This window comes from Aquipseudomonas alcaligenes, from assembly GCF_003205495.1.
GTDB classification, from domain to species: domain Bacteria; phylum Pseudomonadota; class Gammaproteobacteria; order Pseudomonadales; family Pseudomonadaceae; genus Aquipseudomonas; species Aquipseudomonas alcaligenes_B.
In genome coordinates, this window is the sequence record NZ_QJRX01000004.1 from 398487 (window position 1) to 421493 (window position 23007).

Consider the following 23007-nt stretch of genomic DNA (forward strand, 5'->3'; position numbering starts at 1 on the left):
GCCGCCACGCATCCCCAGCCGACATGAAGTCCGACTCGCGCCTGCTCCTCGTTACCTACCTCATCGCCCTGCTCCTCGCCGTCGGCGCCCTGGCCGCCGGCTGGTACTGGATCGGCCGGCCGCTGCCGCTGGCCGACGCGGCGACGCCCACGCACAAGCTGCAGTGCGCCTCCTACACGCCGTTCGCCAAGGACCAGTCGCCCTTCCAGCAACCCTTCGTGCTGCGTCCCGAGCGGGTCGACACCGACCTGGCACTGCTCGCCCAGCGCTTCACCTGCATCCGCACCTACTCGCAGATCGGCCTGGAGGCGCTGCCGGAGCTCGCGCGCAAGCACGGCCTGAAGATGCTGGCCGGGGCCTGGATCAGCGCCAACCCGGTGGACAGCGAGAAGGAAGTCGCCGCGCTGATCAGCGCCGCCAACGCCTACCCGGACGTGATCGAGGCGGTCATCGTCGGCAACGAGGTGCTGCTGCGCAAGGAGGCCACCGAGGCGCAACTGGTGGCGCTGATCGAACGGGTCAGGGCCGCCGTGGCGCAGCCGGTGACCTACGCCGATGTCTGGGAGTTCTGGATCAAGCACCCGCAGATGGCGCCGGCGGTGGACTTCCTCACCATCCACCTGCTGCCCTACTGGGAAGACGAACCCACCGGCATCGACGCCGCCCTGGCCCAGGTCGCCAACGTGCGCCGCGCCTTCGGCAGCGCCTACGCCCCCAAGGACATCCTGATCGGTGAAACCGGCTGGCCCAGCGAGGGTCGCCAGCGCGAGACCGCCCTGCCGAGCCGGGTCAACGAGGCGCTGTTCATTCGCGGCTTCGTCAAGCTGGCCGAGGACAACGGCTGGCGCTACAACCTGATCGAGGCCTTCGACCAGCCCTGGAAGCGCGACAGCGAGGGTGCCGTCGGCGGCTTCTGGGGCCTGTACGATGCCGACCGGCAGGACAAGGGCATCCTCGCCGGCCCGGTGTCCAACCTGCCGCACTGGCCGCTATGGCTGGGCGCCAGCGGCCTGCTGCTGCTCGCCGCGCTGTGCCTGGCCGGGCGCCCGGCCAGCCCCTGCGCCGCCCTGCTGCTGCCATTCGCGGCCGCCCTCGGCGCCGCCTGCAGCCTCGGCTGGACCGAGCTGGCGCTGGTCACCAGCCGCTACTGGGGTGAATGGCTGTGGGCCGCCGCCCTGCTGGGGCTGAACCTGATCGTCCTGGCGCATGCCGTGCTGGCCCTGTCGGCCCGCGATGGCTGGCGCCAGCGCGCCTTCGCCTGGCTGGAAGCCCGTGGCGGCTGGTGGCTGGCGGCGGCCGGCTTCGCCGGCGCGGTGCTGATGCTGGCCCTGGTGTTCGACGCCCGCTATCGCAGCTTCCCCAGCCTCGCCCTGCTGCTGCCGGCGCTGGTCTACCTGTGCCGCCCGGTGCAGGGCCCGCGCCGCGAGATCGCCCTGCTGGCGGCCATCATCGGCGCCGGCATCGCCCCGCAGCTGTACCAGGAAGGCCCGCACAACCTGCAGGCCATCGGCTGGGCGCTGACCAGCGCGCTGCTGCTCGCCGCCCTGTGGCGCAGCCTGCGCCACTCGCGCCGTCAGGCCTGAGGCGCGCGCCGCACCAGGCGCAGCCCGGCCAGCACCAGGGCGAACACCGCCAGACTGGCGCTGTACAGCACCAGGGCCGGAATGCCCACGAACAGCGCCAGGCCGGCCAGCAGGCGGCCGATCCGGCCGGGCGCGACGAAGGCCAGCAGCGCCAGGCCCAGCGCGCCCCAGGCGATCACCCGGAAGTGGATCAGGTAGCCCAGGCCGGCACGCGCCTGGCATTCCCAGCGCGTCGCCTGCTCCACGCAGAGGCTCACCCACTGCCCATCCTCCATCAGCGCGAAACGCACGCCATAGCTGGCCGCCAGCCACAGGGGCAGCACCAGCAGCAACAGCAGGAAGGGAAGATGGCGGGACATTCTGGGCACTCCGATGGTCCGAAAAAGGCGCCCAGCTTAATCCGCCCACGCCCGAGTGCAAGACGGATCGCCAGAATCCATCCGGAAGACCCGTGATCTGCCGCCGGCCCAGGCCAGCGCCGGGCCTGCCCGGGGCGCATGGCGCGACTCTTACGGCCGCGTCACGGCACTCTTGGCGCTTGCACTTGTCATAGCGCCGTTATTCACTCCCTGCAGTCCGTCAAAGGGATCCGACCATGCTCCGTCTCCTCACCCGCGTCGCCCTGCTCGGCCAGCTGCTGGCCCTACCGGCCACGGCCGCCGATCTCGACGTCGCCAGCTACGGCTTCCCGCTGGCCAACCCGTTCGAGGCGACCATCGCCGGCACACCGCCGGAACTGCGCCCGCAGGTGCCTGGCGATGACGACATCGACCAGGCCGACTACAGCCTCAAGCTGCGCCCGGAGCGCGAGTTCGAACTGCCGGAAAACTTCTGGCCGGTGACCCAGCTGCGCTACCGCCTGGCCCAGCAGAAAGGCCGCGCGCCATTGATCTTCATCATCGCCGGCACCGGCGCCCACTACGCCAGCGGCAAGAGCGAGGAGCTCAAGCGCCTGTTCTACGGCGCCGGCTACCACGTGGTGCAGCTGTCCTCACCGACCAGCTACGACTTCATGAGCGCCGCCTCGCGCAGCGCCACCCCCGGCATCTCGCAAGCCGACGCCGAGGACCTGTACCGGGTGATGATGGCCGTGCGCGCCCAGCATCCCAGGCTCGCGGTGAGCGACTACCACCTCACCGGCTACAGCCTCGGCGCACTCAACGCCGCCTTCGTCAGCGCGCTGGACGAGCGCCTGCGCAGCTTCAACTTCAAGCGCGTGCTGCTGCTCAACCCGCCGGTCAACCTGTACACCTCGGTGACCAACCTGGATCGCCTGGTGCAGACCCGGGTCAGGGGCGTCGACGACCAGACCACCTACTTCGAGCTGGTCCTCGGCAAGCTCACGCGCTACTTCGAGGAGAAGGGCCATATCGACCTGAACGAGGCCCTGCTCTACGACTTCCAGCAGTCCGGGCAGAAGCTCAGCAACGAGCAACTGGCCATGCTGATCGGCAGCTCGTTCCGCTTTTCCGTCTCCGACATGGCCTTCACCGCCGACCTGATCAACCGTCGCGGCCTGATCACCCCGCCGCACTACCCGATCCGCGAGGGCACCAGCCTCACACCCTTCTTCAAGCGCGCCCTGCAGTGCGACTTCGACTGCTACATAGTCGAGCAGCTGCTGCCCTACTGGCGCGCCAGGTACGACGGCGGCAGCCTGTTGCAGCTGAACGACCAGATCAGCCTGTACGCCCTGCAGGAGTACCTCAGGGCCAGCACCAAGGTCGCCGTGATGCACAACGCCGACGACCTGATCCTCGGCCCCGGCGACCTCGGCTTCCTGCGCCGCACCTTCGGCGAGCGCCTGACCCTGTACCCGCGCGGCGGGCACTGCGGCAACCTCAACTACCGCGTCAACAGCGACGCCATGCTGGAGTTCTTCCGTGGCTAAGTACCTGTTCCCGCTCGCCCTGCTGCTCGCCGCCGGCCTGGCCCACGGCGAACCCGCCACCGATCCGGACGGCTTCACCAACCCCATGCAGCGCCTGCAGTTCAACCCCTATCTGGACCAGCGCGAGTTCGAGCGTTCGACCCTGAACGCACTGCAGGTCTACGACCCCTGGGAGTCGTGGAACCGCCGCGTCTACCACTTCAACTACCGCTTCGACGAGTGGGTGTTCCTGCCGGTGGTCGAAGGCTACCGCTACGTCACCCCGGGCTTCGTGCGCAGCGGGGTGAGCAACTTCTTCGCCAACCTGGGTGACGTGCCCAACCTGCTCAACAGCCTGCTGCAGCTCAAGGGTAAGCGCTCGCTGCAGACCACTGGACGCCTGCTGCTCAACACCACCATCGGCGTGGCCGGCCTGTGGGACCCGGCCACGCGCATCGGCCTGCCCAAGCAGAGCGAGGACTTCGGCCAGACCCTGGGCTTCTACGGCGTCCCCGATGGCCCCTACCTGGTGCTGCCGATCCTCGGCCCGTCCAACCTGCGCGACACCGGCGGCAAGGTGTTCGACTTCGCTGCGGAGAGCCAGATCAACTACCTCAACGTCGCCGAAGTCAGCAGCGATCACCCGGAAATCACCGCCCTGCGCGTGGTGGACCTGCGCCACACCACCGGCTTCCGCTATGGCCAGCTGAACAGCCCGTTCGAGTACGAGAAGCTGCGCTACGTGTACCGCGAGGCGCGCAAGCTGCAGATCGCTGAATGATCGAGCATATCGATGGTTAAGCCGCAAAACTCGCAACCATAGATCCAATCGACTGGACTAGCATGGGCACATTCCCGCTACGGAGGTGCCCCATGACCCAGTTCCGCCAAGTCCTCACCCAGCACATCGGCCAGAGCGCCTCGGACGGCGCCGGCGTGCGCCTGACCCGCGTGATCGGCGGTGCCGGCATCGAACGCTTCGATCCCTTCCTGATGCTCGACGAATTCGGCTCGGACAACCCGGACGACTATATCGCCGGCTTCCCGCCGCACCCGCACCGCGGCTTCGAGACCATCACCTACATGCTCGAGGGGCGCATGCGCCACGAGGACCACCTGGGCAACGTCGGCCTGCTGGAAAGCGGCGGCGTGCAGTGGATGACGGCCGCCCGCGGCATCATCCACAGCGAGATGCCGGAGCAGCAGGAAGGCGTGATGCGTGGCTTCCAGCTGTGGCTCAACCTGCCGGCCAAGGACAAGCTGGGCGCTGCCGGCTACCGCGACTATGCCCCGCAGGAGATCCCGCGCCTGACCACCGCCGATGGCGTGGCCGTCAGCGTGATCGCCGGGCGCTTCGACGACGGCCAGCAGCAGCAGGATGGCGCCGTGCAGCGCCCGCACACCGAGCCGCAGCTGTTCGACCTGCACCTGCCGGCCGGCAGCCGCCTGGCGCCGCGCCTGGCCGATGGCCAGCGGGTGCTGCTCTACGTCTACGAGGGCGAGCTGGCGGTCAATGGCCACAGCATCGGCAAGGGCCGCCTGGCGCGGCTGTCGGAGGCGGGCGCCATCGAGATGGACAGCAGCAGCGGTGCACGGGTGCTGCTGATCGCCGGCACGCCGCTCAACGAGCCGATCGTGCAGTACGGCCCCTTCGTGATGAACAGTCGGGAAGAGATCGAGCAGGCGCTGCGCGATTTTCGCGACGACCGCCTGACCGCCTGAGGCTCAGCGCGCCGAGAGCACCGGCGCCTCCTCGCTCGCCTCTTCGGCATGGCCGAGGAAGCGGCACAGCGCGCCCTTCTGCGCCATGGCGTCCTGGTAGCCCAGCTCGATCAGCTCGTTGCAGTAGCCAGGCTCGAACAGCAGGTAGCTGAGCACACCGGCACCGCTGGCGCGGGTGGCGCCCGGCCCGCGCAGGAAGAAGCGCATGGACTTGGGCAGTTCGTGGCGATGGCGTGCGGCGATCTGGTCCAGCGGCTGGCTCGGCGAGATCACCAGCACGTCCACCGGCTTCAGGCCCAGGCCGCGCGGATGCAGGCCCGAGGGCACCAGACGGCTCATGTGGTTGAGCCGTTCGAGCAGCTCGATGTCGCCCTCCAGGCTGTCGATGAAGGTGCTGTTGAGCATATGCCCGCTGATCTGTGCCAGGGTCGGTGGCAGGCCGCTGCGCGGACGTGCCACCTGCTGGTTGGCGGCCTTGCCCAGCGGATTGCCGCTCACCCCCACCACCAGCACGCGGCTGGCGCCCAGGTGCAGCGCCGGGCTGATCGGCGCCTGCTGGCGCACCGCACCATCGCCGAAGTACTCGCGGTTGACCTTGACCGGCGGAAAGATCAGCGGGATCGCCGCACTGGCCAGCAGGTGCTCCAGGCCCAGGCGGGTCGGCACGCCGACGCGGCGATGGCGGAACCAGGGGTCGATGGTCGCGCGACCCTGGTAGAAGGTCACCGCCTGGCCGCTCTCGTAGCCGAAGGCGGTCACCGCCACCGCACGCAGCTGGCGCATGCGCACCGCCGCGGCGATGCCGGAGAAATCCAGCTCGCGGGCCAGCAGGTCGCCCAGCGGCGCGCTGTCGAGCAGCGCCACCGGCAGGTCCTTGCCCATGCCCAGCAGGCTGTGGCCGAGAAAGCGACTGGCCTGGCGCAGCACGCCGGGCCAGTCGCTGCGATACACATCGCCGCAGTGGAAGGCCTGCCAGACCTCGGTCAGGCGGCGCACCGCGCTGGCGAAATGCAGGGCGCCGCAGGCCAGGCCGACGGCGTTGATGGCGCCGGCCGAGGTGCCGACTATGACCGGAAACGGGTTACGGCAGGATTCGCCGAGCAAGTCGGCGATCGCCCCCAGCACCCCCACCTGGTAGGCCGCCCGCGCGCCGCCGCCGGAGAGAATCAGCCCGGTGACGGGCCTGCTGGCTTCTACTGCTTCACTCATGGGGCGCTTTCCGCTTTTTCTAGCGAGTATAGGGGCCGGCTACTTGCCGCGCTTATAGAGCTTGGGCTCGCCCTCGGGACGGGTCTTGAAGCGCCGGTGCGCCCACAGGTACTGCTCCGGGTGGCGGCGAATGGCCGCCTCGATCCACTGGTTCAGGCGCAGGCAGTCCGCCTCCTCGCTTGCTCCGGGGAAATCGGCCAGGGGCGGGTGCACCACCACCCTGTAGCCGGAGCCATCGGCCAGGCGCTCCTGGGTAAAGGGGATGACCCGCGCCTTGCCCAGGCGGGCAAACTTGCTGGTGGCGGTGACGGTGGCCGCCGCAATGCCGAACAGCGGCACGAAGATGCTGTGCTGCGCACCATAGTCCTGGTCGGGGGCGTACCAGACCACACCGCCGGCGCGCAGCTGCTTGAGCATGCCGCGCACGTCGTCGCGCTCCATGGCGCCCAGCAGACGATGTTCCCGCCCCTCGCGCTGGATGAAGTCGAACAGCGGATTCTTGTGCGCCCGGTACATGCCATACATTTCATGGCGCACGGCGAGCAGGGCGCCACCCAGTTCCAGGGTGGTGAAGTGCAGCGCCATGAGGATCACGCCCTGGCCATCGGCCTGGGCCTGCTGCAGGTGTTCGAGGCCCTCCACCCGCCCCAGCCTGCGCAGACGTGCCACCGGCCACCACCAGCTGATGGCGATCTCGAAGAAGCTCATGCCGATCGAGGCGAAGTTCTCCCGCAGCATGCGCTGGCGCTCGGCCTCCGACAGTTCGGGGAAGCACAGCTCGAGGTTGCGTGCGGCGATGCGCCGGCGCGAACCGGCCAGGTGGTACATCAGCCAGCCAAGCACACGCCCCAGCACCATCAACAGCCGGTACGGCAGTTGCGAAACCAGCCAGAGCAGGCCCAACCCCAGCCATAGCAGCCAGAAACGGGGATGCAGCAGGCTGGCTCGAAATTGCGGGCGATCCATGAATTATTCCGGACAAAGACTCGGGGCGGCCATTCTACAGAAGTCCCCTTGGCTTGCGGCCGACCAGGCTTCTCGTTATAAGTCCTCGCCATCCAACCGCATGAACAGACCATGAGCCAAGCCGATCTCCTCGACCAAGACCCCGTGTTCCAGCTCAAGGGCAGCATGCTCGCCATCACCGTGCTGGAGTTGGCGCACAACGACCTGGAGCGCCTGGACCGGCAACTGGCCGACAAAGTCGCCCAGGCCCCCAACTTCTTCCAGAACATCCCCCTGGTGCTGGCCCTGGACAAGCTGCCGGAAGGCGAAGGCGAGCTCGACCTGGCCAGGCTGATGGAAGTCTGTCGCAGCCACGGCCTGCGTACCCTGGCCATCCGCGCCAACCGCGCGGACGATATCGCCGCCGCCGAGGCCCTGGACATCCCGGTACTGCCGCCCTCCGGCGCCCGCGAGAAGCTGGTCGAGCCGGTGGAAGCGCGTAAAAAGGAAGAGAAGCCGGCCGAACCCCAGTACAAGCCGACCAAGATCATCACCAGCCCGGTGCGCGGCGGCCAGCAGATCTACGCCCAGGGCGGCGACCTGGTGGTGATGGCGCCGGTCAGCGCCGGCGCGGAACTTCTCGCCGACGGCAACATCCATGTGTACGGCCCGCTGCGCGGCCGCGCCCTGGCCGGGGTCAAGGGCGATTCCCGAGCGCGCATTTTCTGCCAGCAGATGGGCGCCGAGATGCTCTCGGTGGCCGGCCAGTACAAGACCGCCGAGGAGCTGCGCCGCGATCCCCTGTGGGGCCAATCGGTGCAAGTCAGCCTGTCGGGTGACGTGTTGAACATCACCCGCCTTTAACGGATACTGCGGCCCAATTTCAGGGACCAAAAGGGGCATTCGGAAGCCAGTTTACCGGCGCCGGATTTCCCGATTTTTCATATATTTGGGGTGAATCACCTTGGCCAAGATCCTCGTAGTCACTTCCGGCAAGGGCGGCGTGGGTAAAACCACCACCAGCGCCGCCATCGGCACCGGCCTCGCCCTGCGCGGCCACAAGACCGTCATCGTCGACTTCGACGTGGGCCTGCGTAACCTCGACCTGATCATGGGCTGCGAACGCCGCGTGGTGTACGACTTCGTCAACGTGATCAACGGCGAAGCCAGCCTGACCCAGGCCCTGATCAAGGACAAGCGCCTGGAAAACCTCTACGTGCTGGCCGCCAGCCAGACCCGCGACAAGGACGCGCTGACCAAGGAAGGCGTGGGCAAGGTCATCGATGAGCTGTCGCAGAACTTCGAATTCGTGATCTGCGACTCGCCGGCCGGCATCGAGACCGGCGCGCACATGGCCATGTACTTCGCCGACGAGGCCATCGTGGTGACCAACCCGGAAGTCTCCTCGGTACGCGACTCCGACCGCATGCTCGGCCTGCTGGCCAGCAAGTCGCGCCGCGCCGAACAGGGCCTGGAGCCGATCAAGGAGCGCCTGCTGCTGACCCGCTATAACCCCGAGCGCGTCACCAAGGGCGAGATGCTCGGCGTGGAAGACGTCGAGGAAATCCTCGCCATCAACCTGCTGGGCGTGATCCCCGAGTCCCAGGCCGTGCTGAAAGCCTCCAACCAGGGCGTACCGGTCATCCTCGATGACCAGAGCGACGCCGGCCAGGCCTACAGCGATGCCGTCGACCGTCTGCTGGGCAAGGAAGTGCCCCATCGCTTCCTCGATGTGCAGAAGAAAGGACTCATGCAACGCCTGTTTGGAGCGCGCTAATGAACATTTTCGACTTCTTTCGTGAACGCAAGAAGGAAACCCCTGCGTCGATCGCGAAAGAGCGTCTGTCGATCATCGTCGCCCACGAGCGCGGCCAGCGCAGCCAGCCGGACTACCTGCCGGCGCTGCAGAAGGAGCTGGTCGAGGTGATCCGCAAGTACGTCAAGATCGACCAGGACCAGGTGCACGTGGCACTGGAAAACCAGGGCAGCTGCTCCATCCTGGAACTCAACATCACCCTGCCGGATCGTTGATCCAACCGGGGTAAGCGACGGCGGCCACGGCCGCCGTCGTCATTTGTGGAAAGCCCATGCCGCTGTCGAACATCGAGATACTCCACCAGGATGACGCCCTGCTGGTGATCAACAAGCCCACCCTGCTGCTCTCGGTACCCGGCCGCGCCGAGGACAACCGCGACTGCCTGGTGACCCGCCTGCAGGACAACGGCTACCCGGAAGCGCGCATCGTCCACCGCCTGGACTGGGAAACCTCCGGCATCATCGTCCTGGCCCGCGACGCCGACAGCCACCGCGAGCTGTCCCGCCAGTTCCACGACCGCGAGACCGAGAAGGCCTACACCGCCCTGTGCTGGGGCCAGCCCGAGCTGGACAGCGGCAGCATCGACCTGCCGCTGCGCTACGATCCGCCGACCAAGCCGCGCCACGTGGTCGACCATGAGCTGGGCAAGCACGCCCTGACCTTCTGGCGCGTGGTCGAGCGCTGCGGCGACTACTGCCGGGTCGAGCTGACCCCCATCACCGGACGCTCGCACCAACTGCGCGTGCACATGCTGTCCATCGGCCACCCGCTGCTCGGCGACCGCCTCTACGCCCACGCCGAGGCCCTGGCCGCCCATGAGCGCCTGTGCCTGCACGCCAGCATGCTCAGCCTGACCCACCCGACCACCGGCCAGCGCCTGCGCTTCGAGTGCCCGGCGCCGTTCTGAGCCTTTTCCGTAGCCCGGATGCAATCCGGGAAACAGGCAGCTCCACCCCCCCGGATTTCATCCGGGCTACAACTGACTATCTTTCTTGCAGCAGGTGCAGTGCGCTGTTGCCCCCTCTCCCGTTTACGGGAGAGGGTTGGGGAGAGGGTGAGTAAGCCAACGCCCTCTCCCACAACTGGAAGAGGGAGGCTTTCGAGATCGCGGACAGCTTCTGAGCCGTCTGAAGACATCCCCCACACACGTGCCAAACGCGCCACGGAATCCGATAAACTCGGCCGATTGCCGTCCGGAGTCCGTTATGCGTGCAGAGCTGAACCAGGGCCTGATCGATTTTCTAAAGGCCTCGCCCACCCCCTTCCACGCCACCCGCAGCCTGGCCCAGCGCCTGCAGGCCGCCGGTTTCCGTCCGCTGGACGAGCGCGAGCCCTGGCACACCGAGGCCGGCGGGCGCTATTACGTGACCCGCAACGACTCCTCGATCATCGCCTTCCGCCTGGGCCGCCGCGCGCCGCTGGAAGGTGGCCTGCGCCTGGTCGGCGCGCATACCGACAGCCCCTGCCTACGCGTCAAGCCGCAGCCGGAGCTGCAGCGCCAGGGCTTCCTGCAGCTCGGCGTGGAAGTCTACGGCGGCGCCCTGCTCGCGCCCTGGTTCGACCGCGACCTGTCGCTGGCCGGCCGCGTGACCTTCCGCGAGGGCGGCAAGGTGCAGAGCCTGCTGATCGACTTCCAGCAGCCGATCGCGGTGATCCCCAACCTGGCCATCCACCTCAACCGCGAGGCCAACCAGGGCTGGCCGATCAACGCGCAGACCGAGCTGCCGCCGATCCTCGCCCAGCTCAGCGGCGACGAGCGCGCCGACTTCCGTGCCCTGCTCGCCGACCGCCTGGCCGTGGAGCACGGCATCTGCGCCGACGCGGTACTGGACTACGAACTGAGCTTCTACGACACCCAGGGCGCCGCGCTGATCGGCCTCAACCAGGACTTCATCGCCGGCGCGCGCCTGGACAACCTGCTGTCCTGCTACGCCGGCCTGCAGGCGCTGATCGAGGCCGAGGGCGACGAGACCTGCGTGCTGGTCTGCACCGACCACGAGGAGATCGGCTCCTGCTCGGCCTGCGGCGCCGACGGCCCGTTCCTCGATCAGGTCCTGCGCCGCGTGCTGCCGGAGGGCGACGCCTTCGTGCGGACCATCCAGAAGTCACTGCTGGTGTCGGCCGACAACGCCCACGGCGTGCACCCCAACTACGCTGACAAGCACGACGCCAACCACGGCCCCAAGCTCAACGCCGGCCCGGTGATCAAGGTCAACAGCAACCAGCGCTACGCCACCAACAGCGAAACCGCCGGCTTCTTCCGCCACCTGTGCCTGGCCGAGGAAGTGCCGGTGCAGAGCTTCGTGGTGCGCAGCGACATGGGCTGCGGCTCGACCATCGGCCCGATCACCGCCAGCCAGTTGGGCGTACGCACCGTGGACATCGGCCTGCCGACCTTCGCCATGCACTCCATCCGCGAACTGGCCGGCAGCCACGACCTGGCACACCTGGTGCGGGTGCTGAGCGCCTTCTACGCCAGCGCCGAGCTGGCCTGAGTGCCCGGCTAGAGCCGGAAGCTCTGCCGGTAGGCCAGCGGCGTCATGCCGGTGACCCGCTTGAAGGTGCGGCGGAAGCTGGACTCGTCGCCAAAGCCCAGTGCCTCGCTGATCTGCGCGACTGACTCCGACGTCAGGATCAGCCGCTCGCCAGCCTGGTTGAGCTTGATCAACCGCACATGATCGGCCAGCGCGTGGCCGGTCAGCGCCCTGACCTTGCGCGCCAGTGTGCGCGTGCTCAGCGCCAGTTCCGCAGCCAGCCGCTCGGCCACCAGCAGCCGTGCCGGGTGGCGCTCCACCAGCAGCTGCAGCCGGCGCAGCAGCGGATCGCTCTGCCGTGCCACGCCCAGGGCACGGAACACCGGGGCGGCCGGCTCGGGCCGCGGCAGCACCATCATCCGGGCAATCTCGCGATAGGCCTCGACACCCAGCTGCTCCTCGATCAGTGCCCTGGCGATCGGCAGATGGCCGCTGACACCCGAGGCGGTGGCGACCCGCGGGCCGAACAACTGGGTGTGCTGGAACTGCCAGCCGACCTTGGGAAAACGTGCGCGCAGGCTGTCCGCCAGCCACCAGGTAGCGGTGGCCTCCTCGCCGTCCAGCCGGCCACTGCCCGCCAGCAGGCATACGCCGGTGCAATAGCTCCACAGCCGGGTCTTTCGACTCAAGCGCGCCAGGCCGTGCAGCAGCGCGCGGTGCTGCTCCAGCGCCTGCGCCACCCGTGCCTCGCTATCCGCCCATAGCCCGGGGATGAGCAGCGCATCGCAACGCGCCTCGGCCAGCGTCGCCTCCGGCTGCAGGCGCAGCCCCTGCGCGCACTCGACCGCCTGCAGGTCCAGACCGAGCCAGCGCAGCTCGAAATGCCGCTGTCCGCTCCGCCGATTGGCGGCCGACAGCAGATCGGCGAAAGCAAACAGGCCAGCCGGCATGCAGCCGGGGTAGAGCAGCAGACCGATAGTTCGAGTTGGCATGAAATGTCCGCTTTATGGCAATTCAAGCCATGCTCACCCGGCCGCGCAATTTTCACAATGGCCCTACCTGAATCGGAGGCCACCATGAAGATCACCCAGTTGCGCAACGCCACCCTCATCGTCCAGTTCGGCGATGTCCACCTGCTGGTCGACCCCATGCTGGCGCCGCGCGGCCAGCTGCCGTCGCTCAAGTTCGTCACCCGCTCGCGCCGACGCAATCCACTGGTCGAGCTGCCGGACAACGCCGCCACACATCTGGAGCGGGTGACCCACTGCCTGATCACCCACTGCCAGAAGGGCCATTTCGACCACCTCGACCGCGCCGCCGTGCGCTGGCTGCGCCAACGCGGCACGCCGGTGCTGTGTATGGCGGAGGACGCCGACTATCTGCGCCGGCTGCGCCTTAACGTGCAGGTACTGGCGACCGACGAGGATGGGGCCTTCTTCGGCGGCAGCGTGCGTGCCATCCCCTGCCTGCATGGCGAGGGCTTCGTCGGCCGGCTGATGGCTCACGGTTATGGCTACTTCATGCGCATCCCCGGCGAGCCCAGTCTCTATCTGGCCGGCGACACCCTGTTGACCGACGAGGTACGCCACTGCCTGCGGGAACTGCAGCCGGACGTCAGCGTGCTGCCAGCCGGCGGCGCGCAGTTCGATATCGGCGGCGCGATCATCATGGGCCAGGCCGACATCCTCGCGGCGCTGAGCCTCAGCCGCGGATTGGTGATCGCCAACCACCTCGAGGCCCTCGACCACTGCCCGGTGAGCCGCGCCGAACTGCTGGCCGAGGCCAACCGCGCGCAACTGGGTGGTCGCTTGCGCGTCCCCCTGGATGGCGAGACCCTGACCTTCCCCGCAACCGCTCGCGCCGGCGCCACGGCCTGAGGAATCCGCCTCAGTCCGGAACCTCGACGCGCACCCGCACCGCATCGTGGCGCCAGTACTCCAGGTCGCAGTCGATGATGCGTCCGTGCTGGTCGCGGTTGACCCGGGTGATGCACAGTGCCGGGCTGCCCGGCGCCGCCTTGAGGCTGAGCGCGGCGTCGGCCGGCAGCGCGGTGGGCAGGATGTCGAAGGCCACCCGGCCGTAGCGGATGCCGTACTGGCTGGCGTACATCTCGGTGAGCGAGGCGGTCAGGTCGTTGTCGAGGATGCCGGGGAAATAGGCCGGGTTGAGGTAGTGCTCGACATACAGCACCAGGCGCCCATCGATACGCCGCACCCGGCGGATCTGCTGCACCGCCGACAACGCCGGTAGCTCCAGGCGCGCGCAGATGTCCGCCGGCGCCGGCACCAGCCGCGCACTCAGCACCTCGGTCGAGGGCACCCGGCCCTGCTCGCGCACCATGGCGTGGAAGTGGCTGCGCACCAGCGGGTTGTAGTCCAGCCGGCGCGGCGAGACGAACCAGCCACGGCGCTCCTCGCGATAGATCAACCCCTCCGACTCCAGCTGCCCCAGCGCCTCGCGCAGGGTGATGCGGGTGGTTTCGAACAGCTCGCTGAGCTTGCGCTCGGCCGGCAGCTTGCCGCCCTGGGGCAGCAGGCCATGGTCGATCTGCTCCTGCAGGGCGCGGCAGATGGCGGTAACGGTACGCGGCGCTTCTTCGCGCATGCATTTCTCCATTCTGGAATAGACCAGCACCAATGAGGTGCGCAGCCGTGAGGCGATACGGCCATGCTAGGCAGCCTAGATGACTGCCAGATGACAGTCGCGGCGACCATCGAAACGTCTGCATGCCTTATGCCATCTGGCCTGGTACGAATCAGGCAAATCAGCCACTTAGCTATGGTCTACGCTTTCCTGCGCGGAGCGGACCTGTGGAACGGGCCGCAGCCTCGCCATAAAAGCGTCATGAAAAGCCTCTAGATTTGGCCTGGGTCTTGCTGATCTAGACCAAACTTTCACCCTGCTAAGGAGCTTCACGATGAAACGCCTGCTGCTGGCTTCACTGATGGGATCGGCCATTGTTCTGGGTAACCAGGCCATGGCCAACGAGGACTTGAAAGCACTGGAACAAGCCGCCCGCGCAGAGGGCGAAGTCAACAGCGTCGGCATGCCTGACAGCTGGGCCAACTGGAAGGACACCTGGGCTGACCTGAACAAGCTGTACGGCCTCAAGCACATGGACACCGACATGAGTTCGGCCCAGGAGATCGCCAAGTTCGAGGCCGAGAAGGACAACGCTACCGCCGACATCGGCGACGTTGGCGCCGCCTTCGGCCCCATCGCCGTGCAGAAGGGCGTGACCCAGCCCTACAAGCCGAGCACCTGGGAGCAGATCCCGGCCTGGGCCAAGGACGCCGACGGCCACTGGATGCTGGCCTACACCGGCTCCATCGCCTTCATCGTCAACAAGCAGCTGGTCAAGGAGCCGCCGAAGTCCTGGGCCGACCTCAAGGAAGGCAAGTACAAGGTCGCCATCGGTGATGTCAGCGCCGCCGCCCAGGCCGTCAACGGCGTGCTGGCTGCCGCCATCGCCAACGGCGGTGACGAGAAGAACATCCAGCCGGGCCTGGACTTCTTCGCCGAGATCGCCAAGCAGGGCCGCCTGTCGCTGTCCAACCCGACCATCCAGACCCTGGAAAAAGGCGAAGTGGAAGTCGGCGTGGTGTGGGACTTCAACGGCCTGTCCTACCGCGACCAGATCGACCCGAGCCGCTTCGAGGTGCTGATCCCGTCCGACGGTTCGGTGATCTCCGGCTACACCACCATCATCAACAAGTACGCCAAGCACCCGAACGCGGCCAAGCTGGCTCGCGAGTACATCCTCTCCGACGCCGGCCAGATCAACCTGGCCAAGGGCAATGCCCGGCCGATCCGCGCCGAGCACCTGACCCTGCCGCCGGAAGTACAGGCCAAGCTGCTGCCCAACGAGCAGTACGCCAAGGTCCAGCCGATCAAGGATGCCGCCGCCTGGGAAGCCACGTCCAAGGCCCTGCCGCAGCTGTGGCAGGAAAACGTGATCATCGAAATGCAGTGACCGCGATGCGGGGCCCGCACGGGCCCCGCTCTCGCCAAGGAATTCCCGATGCCGCACAAAGTCATTCTGGTCGTGCTGGACGGTCTCAACTACGAGGTCGCCCGGCATGCCCTGGGCCATCTGCAGGCCTACTGCGCCGCCGGCCGTGCCGCGCTGTACCGCCTCGAATGCGAACTGCCGGCGTTGTCGCGCCCGCTCTACGAATGCATCATGACCGGCGTTGCGCCGATCGACAGCGGCGTGGTGCACAACGACGTGGTGCGCCTGTCCAAGGAGCGCAGCATCTTCCACTATGCCCGTGACGCCGGCCTGACCACCGCCGCCGCGGCCTACCACTGGATGAGCGAGCTGTATAACCGCGCACCCTTCGTCGCCGCCCGCGACCGCCACACCAGCGATGCGGCCCTGCCGATCCAGCACGGCCACTTCTACTACGCCGACCACTACCCGGACTCGCACCTGTTCGCCGACGCCGAGAACCTGCGCCTGAAACACGCACCGGACTTCCTGCTGGTGCACCCGATGAACATCGACGACGCCGGCCATGGTTATGGCCTGGATTCGCCGCAATACCGCAACGCCGCGCGGCGCGCCGACGTGATCCTAGCCGACTACCTGCAGGGCTGGCTCGACGCCGGCTATCAGGTGCTGGTGACCGCCGACCACGGCATGAACAACGACCGCTCGCACAACGGCCTGCTGGCCGAGGAGCGCGAGGTCCCGCTGCTGGTGCTGGGCGAGGCCTTCAGCCTCGACGCCAACGCCCGCCCCCGGCAGATCGAGCTGTGCGGCACCATCTGCGCGCTGCTTGGTGCCACCCACGACAAACCCCTGTGCAAGGAACTGCTCAAGTGATGTCCGCTCTTCGCGGCAAGTGGCTGGCCCTGCTGTGCCTGCTGCCGTTCGCCGTGTTCTTCTTCGCCTTCCAGGTCGCCCCGCTGCTGTGGGTGGCGGTCAACAGCCTGATCGTCGGCGACAGCTGGAGCCTGGCCAATTTCAGCAAGATCTTCTCCTCGAAGTTCTACCTGCAGGCGATCAAGCACAGCCTGCAGATCGCCTTCTGGTCCAGCCTGTTCGGCATCGTCATCGCCATCCTCGGCAGCTACTCGCTGCGCCAGGTGGACTCGAAGCTGCGCGACTTCGTCATGGCCTTCTCCAACATGACCAGCAACTTCGCCGGTGTGCCGCTGGCCTTCGCCTTCATCATCCTGCTCGGCTTCAACGGCGCACTGACCCTGCTGCTCAAGCAGGCCGGCGTGATCGACGACTTCAACCTGTACTCCAAGACCGGCCTGATCGTGCTCTACACCTACTTCCAGATTCCCCTGGGCGTGCTGCTGCTCTACCCGGCCTTCGACGCCCTGCGCCAGGACTGGCGCGAGTCGGCCCAGCTGCTCGGCGCCGGCAGCTGGGACTTCTGGCGGCATATCGGCCTGCCGGTGCTGACCCCGGCGCTGCTCGGCACCTTCGTCATCCTGCTGGCCAACGCCCTCGGTGCCTATGCCACCGTGTACTACCTGACCACCGGCAACTTCAACGTGATGCCGATCCGCATCGCCGGCCTGGTGGCCGGCGACATCAGCCTCGACCCCAACCTGGCCAGCGCCCTGGCCATGGTGCTGGTCGGCCTGATGGCGCTGATCACCGTGGTGCACCAGTGGCTGCTGCGCAGGAGCTATCACGATGCGCGCTGAAAACAAACCCGCCGCCCTCTACCACCGCGTGGTGGTCTGGCTGCTGTTCCTGATCCTGCTGCTACCGCTGGCGGCCACCCTGCTCTACTCGCTGTCCACCAGTTGGTCGGCGACCATCCTGCCGGACGGCCTGACCTTCAAGTGGTACCTGGCGCTGTGGAGCGACGCGCGCTTCCTCGCCGCCTTCGGCCAGTCGCTGCTGGTGTGCCTGGGCGCGCTGCTGCTGGCGGTGGTGCTGATCCTGCCGCTGCTGTTCGTGGTGCACTACCACTTCCCCAAGCTGGACGGGGTAATGAATATCCTGATCCTGCTGCCCTTCGCCGTGCCGCCGGTGGTGTCCTCGGTGGGCCTGCTGCAGGTCTACGGTTCCGGGCCGCTGGCGATGGTCGGCACGCCGTGGATCCTGATCGGCTGCTACTTCACCGTGGCCCTGCCGTTCATGTACCGCGCCATCACCAACAACCTGCAGGCAATCAATCTGCGCGACCTGATGGACGCCGCCCACCTGCTCGGTGCCAGCACCTGGAAGGCCGCCTTCCTGGTGGTGCTGCCCAACCTGCGCAACGGCCTGATGGTCTCGCTGTTCCTTTCCTTCAGCTTCCTGTTCGGCGAGTTCGTGTTCGCCAATCTGCTGGTCGGTACCCGCTACGAGACCCTGCAGGTGTACCTGAACAACATGCGCAACAGCAGCGGTCACTTCAACAGCGCGCTGGTCATTTCCTACTTCTTCTTCGTACTGCTCTTCACCTGGGCGGCCACCCGCCTGAACAAGGACAAGGCATAGGCATGAGTTATCTTTCCATCCGCAATCTGCACAAAAGCTACGGCGCCACCTCGATCTTCAGCGACATCCACTGCGAGATCGAAAAAGGCGAGTTCGTCACCCTGCTCGGCCCCTCCGGCTGCGGCAAGTCCACCCTGCTGCGCTGCATCGCCGGTCTGACCGAGGTGGACGGCGGGCAGATCCTGCTCGACGGCCAGGACCTGGTTCCGCTGTCGCCGCAGAAGCGCGGCATCGGCATGGTGTTCCAGAGCTACGCGCTGTTCCCCAACATGACCGTGCAGCAGAACGTCGCCTTCGGCCTGCGCATGCAGAAGGTCGGCAAGGACGAGACCGCCCAGCGCGTGGACGAGGTGCTGCGCCTGGTGGAGCTGCACGACTATGCCGCGCGCTACCCGCACCAGCTCTCCGGCGGCCAGTGCCAGCGCGTGGCCCTGGCCCGCTCGCTGGTGACCCGCCCGCGCCTGCTGCTGCTCGACGAGCCGCTGTCGGCACTGGATGCACGCATCCGCAAGCACCTGCGCGAGCAGATCCGCGCCATCCAGCAGGAGCTGGGCCTGACCACCATCTTCGTCACCCACGACCAGGAAGAGGCGCTGACCATGAGCGACCGCATCTTCCTGATGAATGCCGGCAAGATCGTCCAGAGCGGCGATGCCGAGTCCCTCTACACCGCGCCAGTCGACGCCTTCGCTGCCGGTTTCATCGGCAACTACAACCTGCTCGATGCCGATGCCGCCAGCCGCCTGCTGCTGCGTCCGGTGCACCAGCGCATCGCCATCCGCCCCGAGGCCATCCGCCTGGAAGACAGCGGCGCCATCGCCGCCGAGGTGCTCGGCCACAGCCTGCTCGGCAACGTGATCCGCTACCGGGTGCAGGCCAACGGCGTGGAGTTGCTGGTGGACGTACTCAACCGCTCGGAAGGCTCGCTGATCGGCAAGGGCCAGTGCATCGGCCTGTCCATCGACCCCAACGCGATCCGGGAGGTGGCGTGATGGCCCTGGCGATCTTCGACCTCGACGAAACCCTGATCCACGGCGACTGTGCCTCGCTGTGGGCGCAGCACATGGCCGACATCCAGTGGGTCGACGGCGAGTCCTTCCTCGCCCGCGAACAGGAACTGATGGCGCTCTATTCCCAGGGCAAGCTGGCCATGGAGGACTACATGGCCTACACCCTGTCGCCGCTGGTGGGGCGCACACCGGAGGAAGTGGCCTTCGTCGTCGGCCCCTTCGTCGAAGACGTGATCGAGCCGATCATCTACAGCGACGCCATGCGCTGCCTGGCCGCTCACCGTGCGGCCGGCGACCGCCTGCTGATCATCTCCGCCTCGGCACATTTCCTGGTCAGCGCCATCGGCGAACGCCTGGGCGTCGAGGAAGTCCTGGCCATCGACTGCGAGCTGCAGCACGGCTGCTACAGCGGCAAGACCAGCGGCGTACTGACCTACCGCGAAGGCAAGGTCACCCGCCTCGCCGCCTGGCTAGAGGCCGAAGGCGAGAGCCTGGACGGTGCGCATTTCTACTCCGACTCGCGCAACGACCTGCCACTGCTGCAGCAGGTGCCGCATCCCCATGCGGTCAATCCGGACCCGACCCTGCGCGCTCACGCCGAGCAGGCCGGCTGGGACATCCTCACCTGGCACTGACAGCGCGCGAGCCGGCTCAGGCCAGGCTCGCGTCGAGCTGCAGCACCAGCTTGCCGGCCACCTGGTTGCTGGCCAATGCGGCGAAGGCGGCATCCACGTCCTTGGCCGGGTAGACGCGCTCCAGCTGCGGCTTGAGACGCCCTTCGGCGAACAGCGGCCAGACATGACGCTGCAGATCGGCCAGCAACTCGGCCTTGAACTGCTCGTCACGGTTGCGCAGGGTCGAGCCGGTCAGCTGGATGCGCTTGCCGAGCAGCAGCGCCATGTCCAGCGGCGCCTTGCTGCCGCCCATCAAGCCGATACACACCCAGCGGCCATCGCGGGCCAGCAGCTGCAGGTTGAGCTCGGCGTAGCTGGCCCCCACCGGGTCGAGAATCACATCGAAAGGCCCGAAGTCGCGCAGGCTCTCCAGTGCCTCGCCGCGAATCGCACCGCCCTGGGCACCGAGCCCCACGCAATAGGCCAGGCGCTCGGCCGAGCCGACGCTAACCCAGCAGGGATTGCCGAAGGCCTTGCACAGCTGGATCGCTGCCGAGCCGACGCCGCTGGCACCGGCGTGCAGCAACACTTTCTCGCCGGGCTTGAGCGCGGCCAGCTGGAACAGGTTGAGCCAGGCGGTGGCGTACACCTCGGGCAGCGCCGCCGCTTCGGCCAGCGACAGGCCCTCGGGTACCGGCAGGCAATGGCGGGCGTCCACCACCACCTCCTCGGCCATGCCACCACCGGCCAGCAGGGCACAGACTCGGTCCCCGACCTGCCAGGCGCTGCCGGCACCGACCTCGATCACCACCCCCGAGCACTCCAGGCCGAGGATATCGCTGGCGCCCGGCGGTGGCGGGTAATGCCCGGCCCGCTGCAACAGGTCGGCACGGTTGAGGCCGGCGGCGGCCACGCGAATGCGGACCTGCCCCACATCGCAGGCAGGAACCGCCCGCTGCACCCACTCCAGCTGCCCCTCGATGCCTTGCAATGCCTTCATGCTGCCTCCATAGTGAGTGAGACCCCGGCAATAGACAGCATGCGGCTTTGCGCCTACCGTCGGGTTTTTGCATTCTGCCGCCCGGCTCCCACGGAACCGGCGCCCTACCAGACGGCCTAATATGCGTTATCACCTGCCTTCGCGTCGAACCAACATGCAGAGATTCCTCCCCGCTACCGCCCTGGCCCTGCTTCTCGGCCTGCACGCCCTGCCCGCCGCCGCCAAGGCCGCCGCGGAGAACTGGGCCTACCTGCAGCCAGACCGCGAACAGGTGATCGCCAGCCTCAATGTGGTCGAGCTGCTCAAGCGCCACCACTACAACAAGCCGCCCCTGGACGACGCCCGCTCGGCGAAGATCTACGAGGGCTACCTGAAGATGCTCGACCCGGCGCGCAGCTACTTCACCGCCGCCGACATCGCCCAGTTCGACCGCTGGCAGAACAGGTTCGACGACCTGCTCAAGAGCGGCGACCTCGAGCCTGGCTTCATCATCTACCGCACCTACCTGCAGCGTGCCGAGGAGCGCCTCGACCAGGTCGACGCCCTGCTCGCCGCCGGTGTCGACAATCTCGACTTCGGCATCGACGAGAGCCTGCTGGTGGACCGCGAGAAGGCCCCCTGGGCCAAGGATCAGGCCGAGCTGGACGACCTCTGGCGCAAGCGCGTCAAGGACGAAGTACTGCGCCTGAAGATCGCCGGCAAGGACAGCAAGGACATCCAGGAGCTGCTGCAGAAGCGCTACAACAACCAGCGCAAGCGCCTGTCGCAGACCCGCGGCGAGGACGTGTTCCAGGCCTACATCAACGCTTTCGCGCAGACCTACGACCCGCACACCAACTACCTCTCCCCGGACAACGCGGAGAACTTCGACATCAACATGAGTCTGTCGCTGGAAGGCATCGGTGCCGTGCTGCAGACCGACAACGAGTACGTCAAGGTGGTGCGCCTGGTGCCTGCCGGTCCGGCCGAGAAGAGCAAGCTGATCGCCCCCGCCGACAAGATCATCGGCGTGGCCCAGGGCGACAAGGAAATGGTCGACGTGATCGGCTGGCGCCTGGATGAAGTGGTCAAGCTGATTCGCGGGCCCAAGGGCTCCAGGGTCCGCCTGGAGGTGATCCCGGCCAGCAACGCGCCGAGCGACCAGACCAGCAAGGTGGTCACCATCGTCCGCGAAGCGGTCAAGCTGGAGGAACAGGCGGCGCAGAAGTCGGTGCTCAAGCTGCAGCACGAGGGTCGCGACTACAAGCTCGGCGTGATCAAGGTCCCGGCCTTTTACCTGGACTTCAAGGCCTATCGCGCCCAGGACCCCAACTACAAGAGCACCACCCGCGACGTGAAGCGCCTGCTGGGTGAACTGAAGCAGGAGAAGGTCGACGGCGTGGTCATCGACCTGCGCGACAACGGCGGCGGCTCCCTGCAGGAAGCCACCGAGCTGACCGGCCTGTTCATCGACCAGGGCCCGACCGTGCTGGTGCGCAATGCCGACGGCCGCGTCGACGTGCTGGCCGACGAGGAGCCCGGGGTGTTCTACGACGGCCCGCTGGCCGTGCTGGTCGACCGCCTGTCCGCCTCCGCCTCGGAAATCTTCGCCGGTGCCATGCAGGACTACCATCGCGCGCTGATCCTCGGTGGCCAGACCTTCGGCAAGGGCACGGTGCAGACCATCCAGCCGCTCAACCACGGCGAGTTGAAACTGACCCTGGCCAAGTTCTACCGGGTTTCCGGGCAGAGCACCCAACACCAGGGCGTGCTGCCGGACATCGCCTACCCGGACATCGTCGACACCCAGGAGATCGGCGAAAGCGCCCTGCCCGAGGCCATGCCCTGGGACAGCATCAAGCCGGCCGTGCGCCCGGACAGCAATCCCTACAAGCCCTTCCTCGCCGAGCTGAAAGCCCGTCACGAGTCACGCACTGCGGACAACCCGGACTTCGTCTTCACCCGCGAGCGCCTGGCCCTGGCCCAGGAGCTGATGGCCGAAACCAGCGTCAGCCTCAACGAGGCCAAGCGCCGCGCCCAGCACGCCGATATCGAGGCCCGCCAGCTGGCGCTGGAGAACGCCAAGCGCAAGGCCAAGGGCGAGGAGCTGCTCAAGGAGATCAAGGAAGAGGACGAGGATGCCGCGCCGGTCGAGCCGGAGAAGACCAAGCCGGAGGACGACGCCTACCTGACCGAGAGCGGGCGCATCCTGCTCGACTACCTGGGCCTGGAAGCCACGCTGGCCAAGCACTGACGAGAAGTCATCAAACAGTCATCGAACTGTCGTGAAATAAGGGCCGGTAGCGATACCGGCCCTTTTCTTTCCGGCAGATC

The 23007-nt window shown here is 67.2% G+C and carries 23 protein-coding genes; 17 read left to right on the forward strand and 6 right to left on the reverse strand.

Translation table 11 applies throughout. From position 1 onward, the window contains the following. Positions 1-23: 23 nt before the first annotated feature. Positions 24-1583, forward strand: a complete 1560-nt coding sequence (locus DMO17_RS09855) for a glycoside hydrolase family 17 protein (RefSeq protein WP_110682308.1) — start codon at positions 24-26, stop codon at positions 1581-1583. Here DMO17_RS09855 and DMO17_RS09860 read toward each other — a convergent pair. Next, positions 1574-1942, reverse strand: coding sequence for a hypothetical protein (locus DMO17_RS09860; RefSeq protein ID WP_110682309.1), 369 nt, complete (start codon positions 1940-1942; stop codon positions 1574-1576). The two genes, DMO17_RS09855 and DMO17_RS09860, sit on opposite strands and share 10 nt — an antisense overlap. A 236-nt stretch (positions 1943-2178) precedes the next feature. Between DMO17_RS09860 and DMO17_RS09865 the strand changes: the two genes are divergently transcribed. The 3 genes from DMO17_RS09865 to DMO17_RS09875 all read left to right on the forward strand — a co-directional run bounded on the left by DMO17_RS09865 (position 2179) and on the right by DMO17_RS09875 (position 5175). After that, the gene (locus tag DMO17_RS09865) at positions 2179-3474 is read left to right on the forward strand and encodes an alpha/beta fold hydrolase (RefSeq protein ID WP_110682310.1); all 1296 of its coding nucleotides are present in this window, start codon (positions 2179-2181) and stop codon (positions 3472-3474) included. Next, the gene (locus DMO17_RS09870; RefSeq protein WP_110682311.1) at positions 3467-4234 is read left to right on the forward strand and encodes an MlaA family lipoprotein; all 768 of its coding nucleotides are present in this window, start codon (positions 3467-3469) and stop codon (positions 4232-4234) included. The genes DMO17_RS09865 and DMO17_RS09870 overlap by 8 nt, the downstream gene beginning before the upstream one ends. A gap of 92 nt (positions 4235-4326) precedes the next feature. Beyond that, positions 4327-5175, forward strand: a complete 849-nt coding sequence (locus tag DMO17_RS09875; protein WP_110682312.1) for a pirin family protein — start codon at positions 4327-4329, stop codon at positions 5173-5175. 3 nt (positions 5176-5178) lie between these two features. On the opposite strand, the gene DMO17_RS09880 is transcribed toward DMO17_RS09875, so the two are convergent. After that, positions 5179-6384: a patatin-like phospholipase family protein gene (locus DMO17_RS09880; RefSeq protein WP_110682313.1), complete on the reverse strand. Its 1206-nt coding sequence runs from the start codon at positions 6382-6384 to the stop codon at positions 5179-5181. A gap of 39 nt (positions 6385-6423) precedes the next feature. Next, positions 6424-7350: a lipid A biosynthesis lauroyl acyltransferase gene (locus DMO17_RS09885; RefSeq protein ID WP_110682314.1), complete on the reverse strand. Its 927-nt coding sequence runs from the start codon at positions 7348-7350 to the stop codon at positions 6424-6426. Positions 7351-7461: 111 nt separating this feature from the next. On the opposite strand from DMO17_RS09885, the gene minC reads away from it, so the two are divergent. From minC to DMO17_RS09910, 5 genes are all read left to right on the forward strand, one after another. Beyond that, complete coding sequence (minC, locus tag DMO17_RS09890; RefSeq protein WP_110682315.1) at positions 7462-8193, forward strand: septum site-determining protein MinC; 732 nt, start codon at positions 7462-7464, stop codon at positions 8191-8193. 100 nt (positions 8194-8293) lie between these two features. Continuing rightward, positions 8294-9106: a septum site-determining protein MinD gene (gene minD / locus DMO17_RS09895; RefSeq protein WP_110682316.1), complete on the forward strand. Its 813-nt coding sequence runs from the start codon at positions 8294-8296 to the stop codon at positions 9104-9106. Beyond that, a complete protein-coding gene (gene minE / locus DMO17_RS09900) occupies positions 9106-9360 on the forward strand; it encodes a cell division topological specificity factor MinE (protein ID WP_110682317.1) in 255 nt (84 codons plus the stop codon). Before minD ends, minE begins: the two co-directional genes overlap by 1 nt. A 56-nt stretch (positions 9361-9416) precedes the next feature. Next, entirely contained in the window at positions 9417-10052 is a 636-nt protein-coding gene (locus DMO17_RS09905) for an RluA family pseudouridine synthase (protein WP_110682318.1), read from the forward strand. 298 nt (positions 10053-10350) lie between these two features. After that, the gene (locus DMO17_RS09910) at positions 10351-11640 is read left to right on the forward strand and encodes a M18 family aminopeptidase (RefSeq protein ID WP_110682319.1); all 1290 of its coding nucleotides are present in this window, start codon (positions 10351-10353) and stop codon (positions 11638-11640) included. Between the two features lie 8 nt (positions 11641-11648). Here the strand turns inward: DMO17_RS09910 and DMO17_RS09915 are convergent, their stop codons facing one another. After that, a complete protein-coding gene (locus tag DMO17_RS09915; protein WP_258371512.1) occupies positions 11649-12611 on the reverse strand; it encodes a GlxA family transcriptional regulator in 963 nt (320 codons plus the stop codon). Between the two features lie 84 nt (positions 12612-12695). On the opposite strand from DMO17_RS09915, the gene DMO17_RS09920 reads away from it, so the two are divergent. Continuing rightward, positions 12696-13496 carry an MBL fold metallo-hydrolase gene (locus DMO17_RS09920; protein ID WP_110682321.1) on the forward strand — a complete coding sequence of 267 codons (801 nt, stop codon included), beginning with the start codon at positions 12696-12698 and terminating at the stop codon, positions 13494-13496. Between the two features lie 10 nt (positions 13497-13506). Here the strand turns inward: DMO17_RS09920 and DMO17_RS09925 are convergent, their stop codons facing one another. Further along, positions 13507-14223 carry a UTRA domain-containing protein gene (locus DMO17_RS09925; protein WP_110682322.1) on the reverse strand — a complete coding sequence of 239 codons (717 nt, stop codon included), beginning with the start codon at positions 14221-14223 and terminating at the stop codon, positions 13507-13509. 313 nt (positions 14224-14536) lie between these two features. Between DMO17_RS09925 and DMO17_RS09930 the strand changes: the two genes are divergently transcribed. From DMO17_RS09930 to DMO17_RS09955, 6 genes are read left to right on the forward strand one after another with little or no spacing between them, the layout of a single operon-like run. Further along, positions 14537-15592: an ABC transporter substrate-binding protein gene (locus DMO17_RS09930; protein ID WP_076584371.1), complete on the forward strand. Its 1056-nt coding sequence runs from the start codon at positions 14537-14539 to the stop codon at positions 15590-15592. A 48-nt stretch (positions 15593-15640) separates the two neighbouring features. Further along, on the forward strand, positions 15641-16447 hold the full coding sequence (locus DMO17_RS09935) for an alkaline phosphatase family protein (protein ID WP_110682323.1): 807 nt from the start codon (positions 15641-15643) through the stop codon (positions 16445-16447). Further along, positions 16447-17286 (forward strand): ABC transporter permease, encoded by an 840-nt coding sequence (locus DMO17_RS09940; RefSeq protein WP_110682324.1) that lies wholly within the window; start codon positions 16447-16449, stop codon positions 17284-17286. The genes DMO17_RS09935 and DMO17_RS09940 overlap by 1 nt, the downstream gene beginning before the upstream one ends. Then, the gene (locus DMO17_RS09945) at positions 17276-18070 is read left to right on the forward strand and encodes an ABC transporter permease (protein WP_110682325.1); all 795 of its coding nucleotides are present in this window, start codon (positions 17276-17278) and stop codon (positions 18068-18070) included. Before DMO17_RS09940 ends, DMO17_RS09945 begins: the two co-directional genes overlap by 11 nt. A 2-nt stretch (positions 18071-18072) precedes the next feature. Beyond that, complete coding sequence (locus DMO17_RS09950) at positions 18073-19062, forward strand: ABC transporter ATP-binding protein (RefSeq protein WP_110682326.1); 990 nt, start codon at positions 18073-18075, stop codon at positions 19060-19062. Further along, positions 19062-19715, forward strand: coding sequence for an HAD family hydrolase (locus tag DMO17_RS09955; RefSeq protein ID WP_110682327.1), 654 nt, complete (start codon positions 19062-19064; stop codon positions 19713-19715). Before DMO17_RS09950 ends, DMO17_RS09955 begins: the two co-directional genes overlap by 1 nt. Before the next feature lie 16 nt (positions 19716-19731). On the opposite strand, the gene DMO17_RS09960 is transcribed toward DMO17_RS09955, so the two are convergent. Then, the gene (locus DMO17_RS09960; protein ID WP_110682328.1) at positions 19732-20694 is read right to left on the reverse strand and encodes an NAD(P)H-quinone oxidoreductase; all 963 of its coding nucleotides are present in this window, start codon (positions 20692-20694) and stop codon (positions 19732-19734) included. A gap of 154 nt (positions 20695-20848) precedes the next feature. Here DMO17_RS09960 and DMO17_RS09965 point away from each other — a divergent pair, with 154 nt between their 5' ends. Beyond that, positions 20849-22927 (forward strand): carboxy terminal-processing peptidase, encoded by a 2079-nt coding sequence (locus tag DMO17_RS09965; protein ID WP_110682329.1) that lies wholly within the window; start codon positions 20849-20851, stop codon positions 22925-22927. Positions 22928-23007 lie beyond the last annotated feature (80 nt).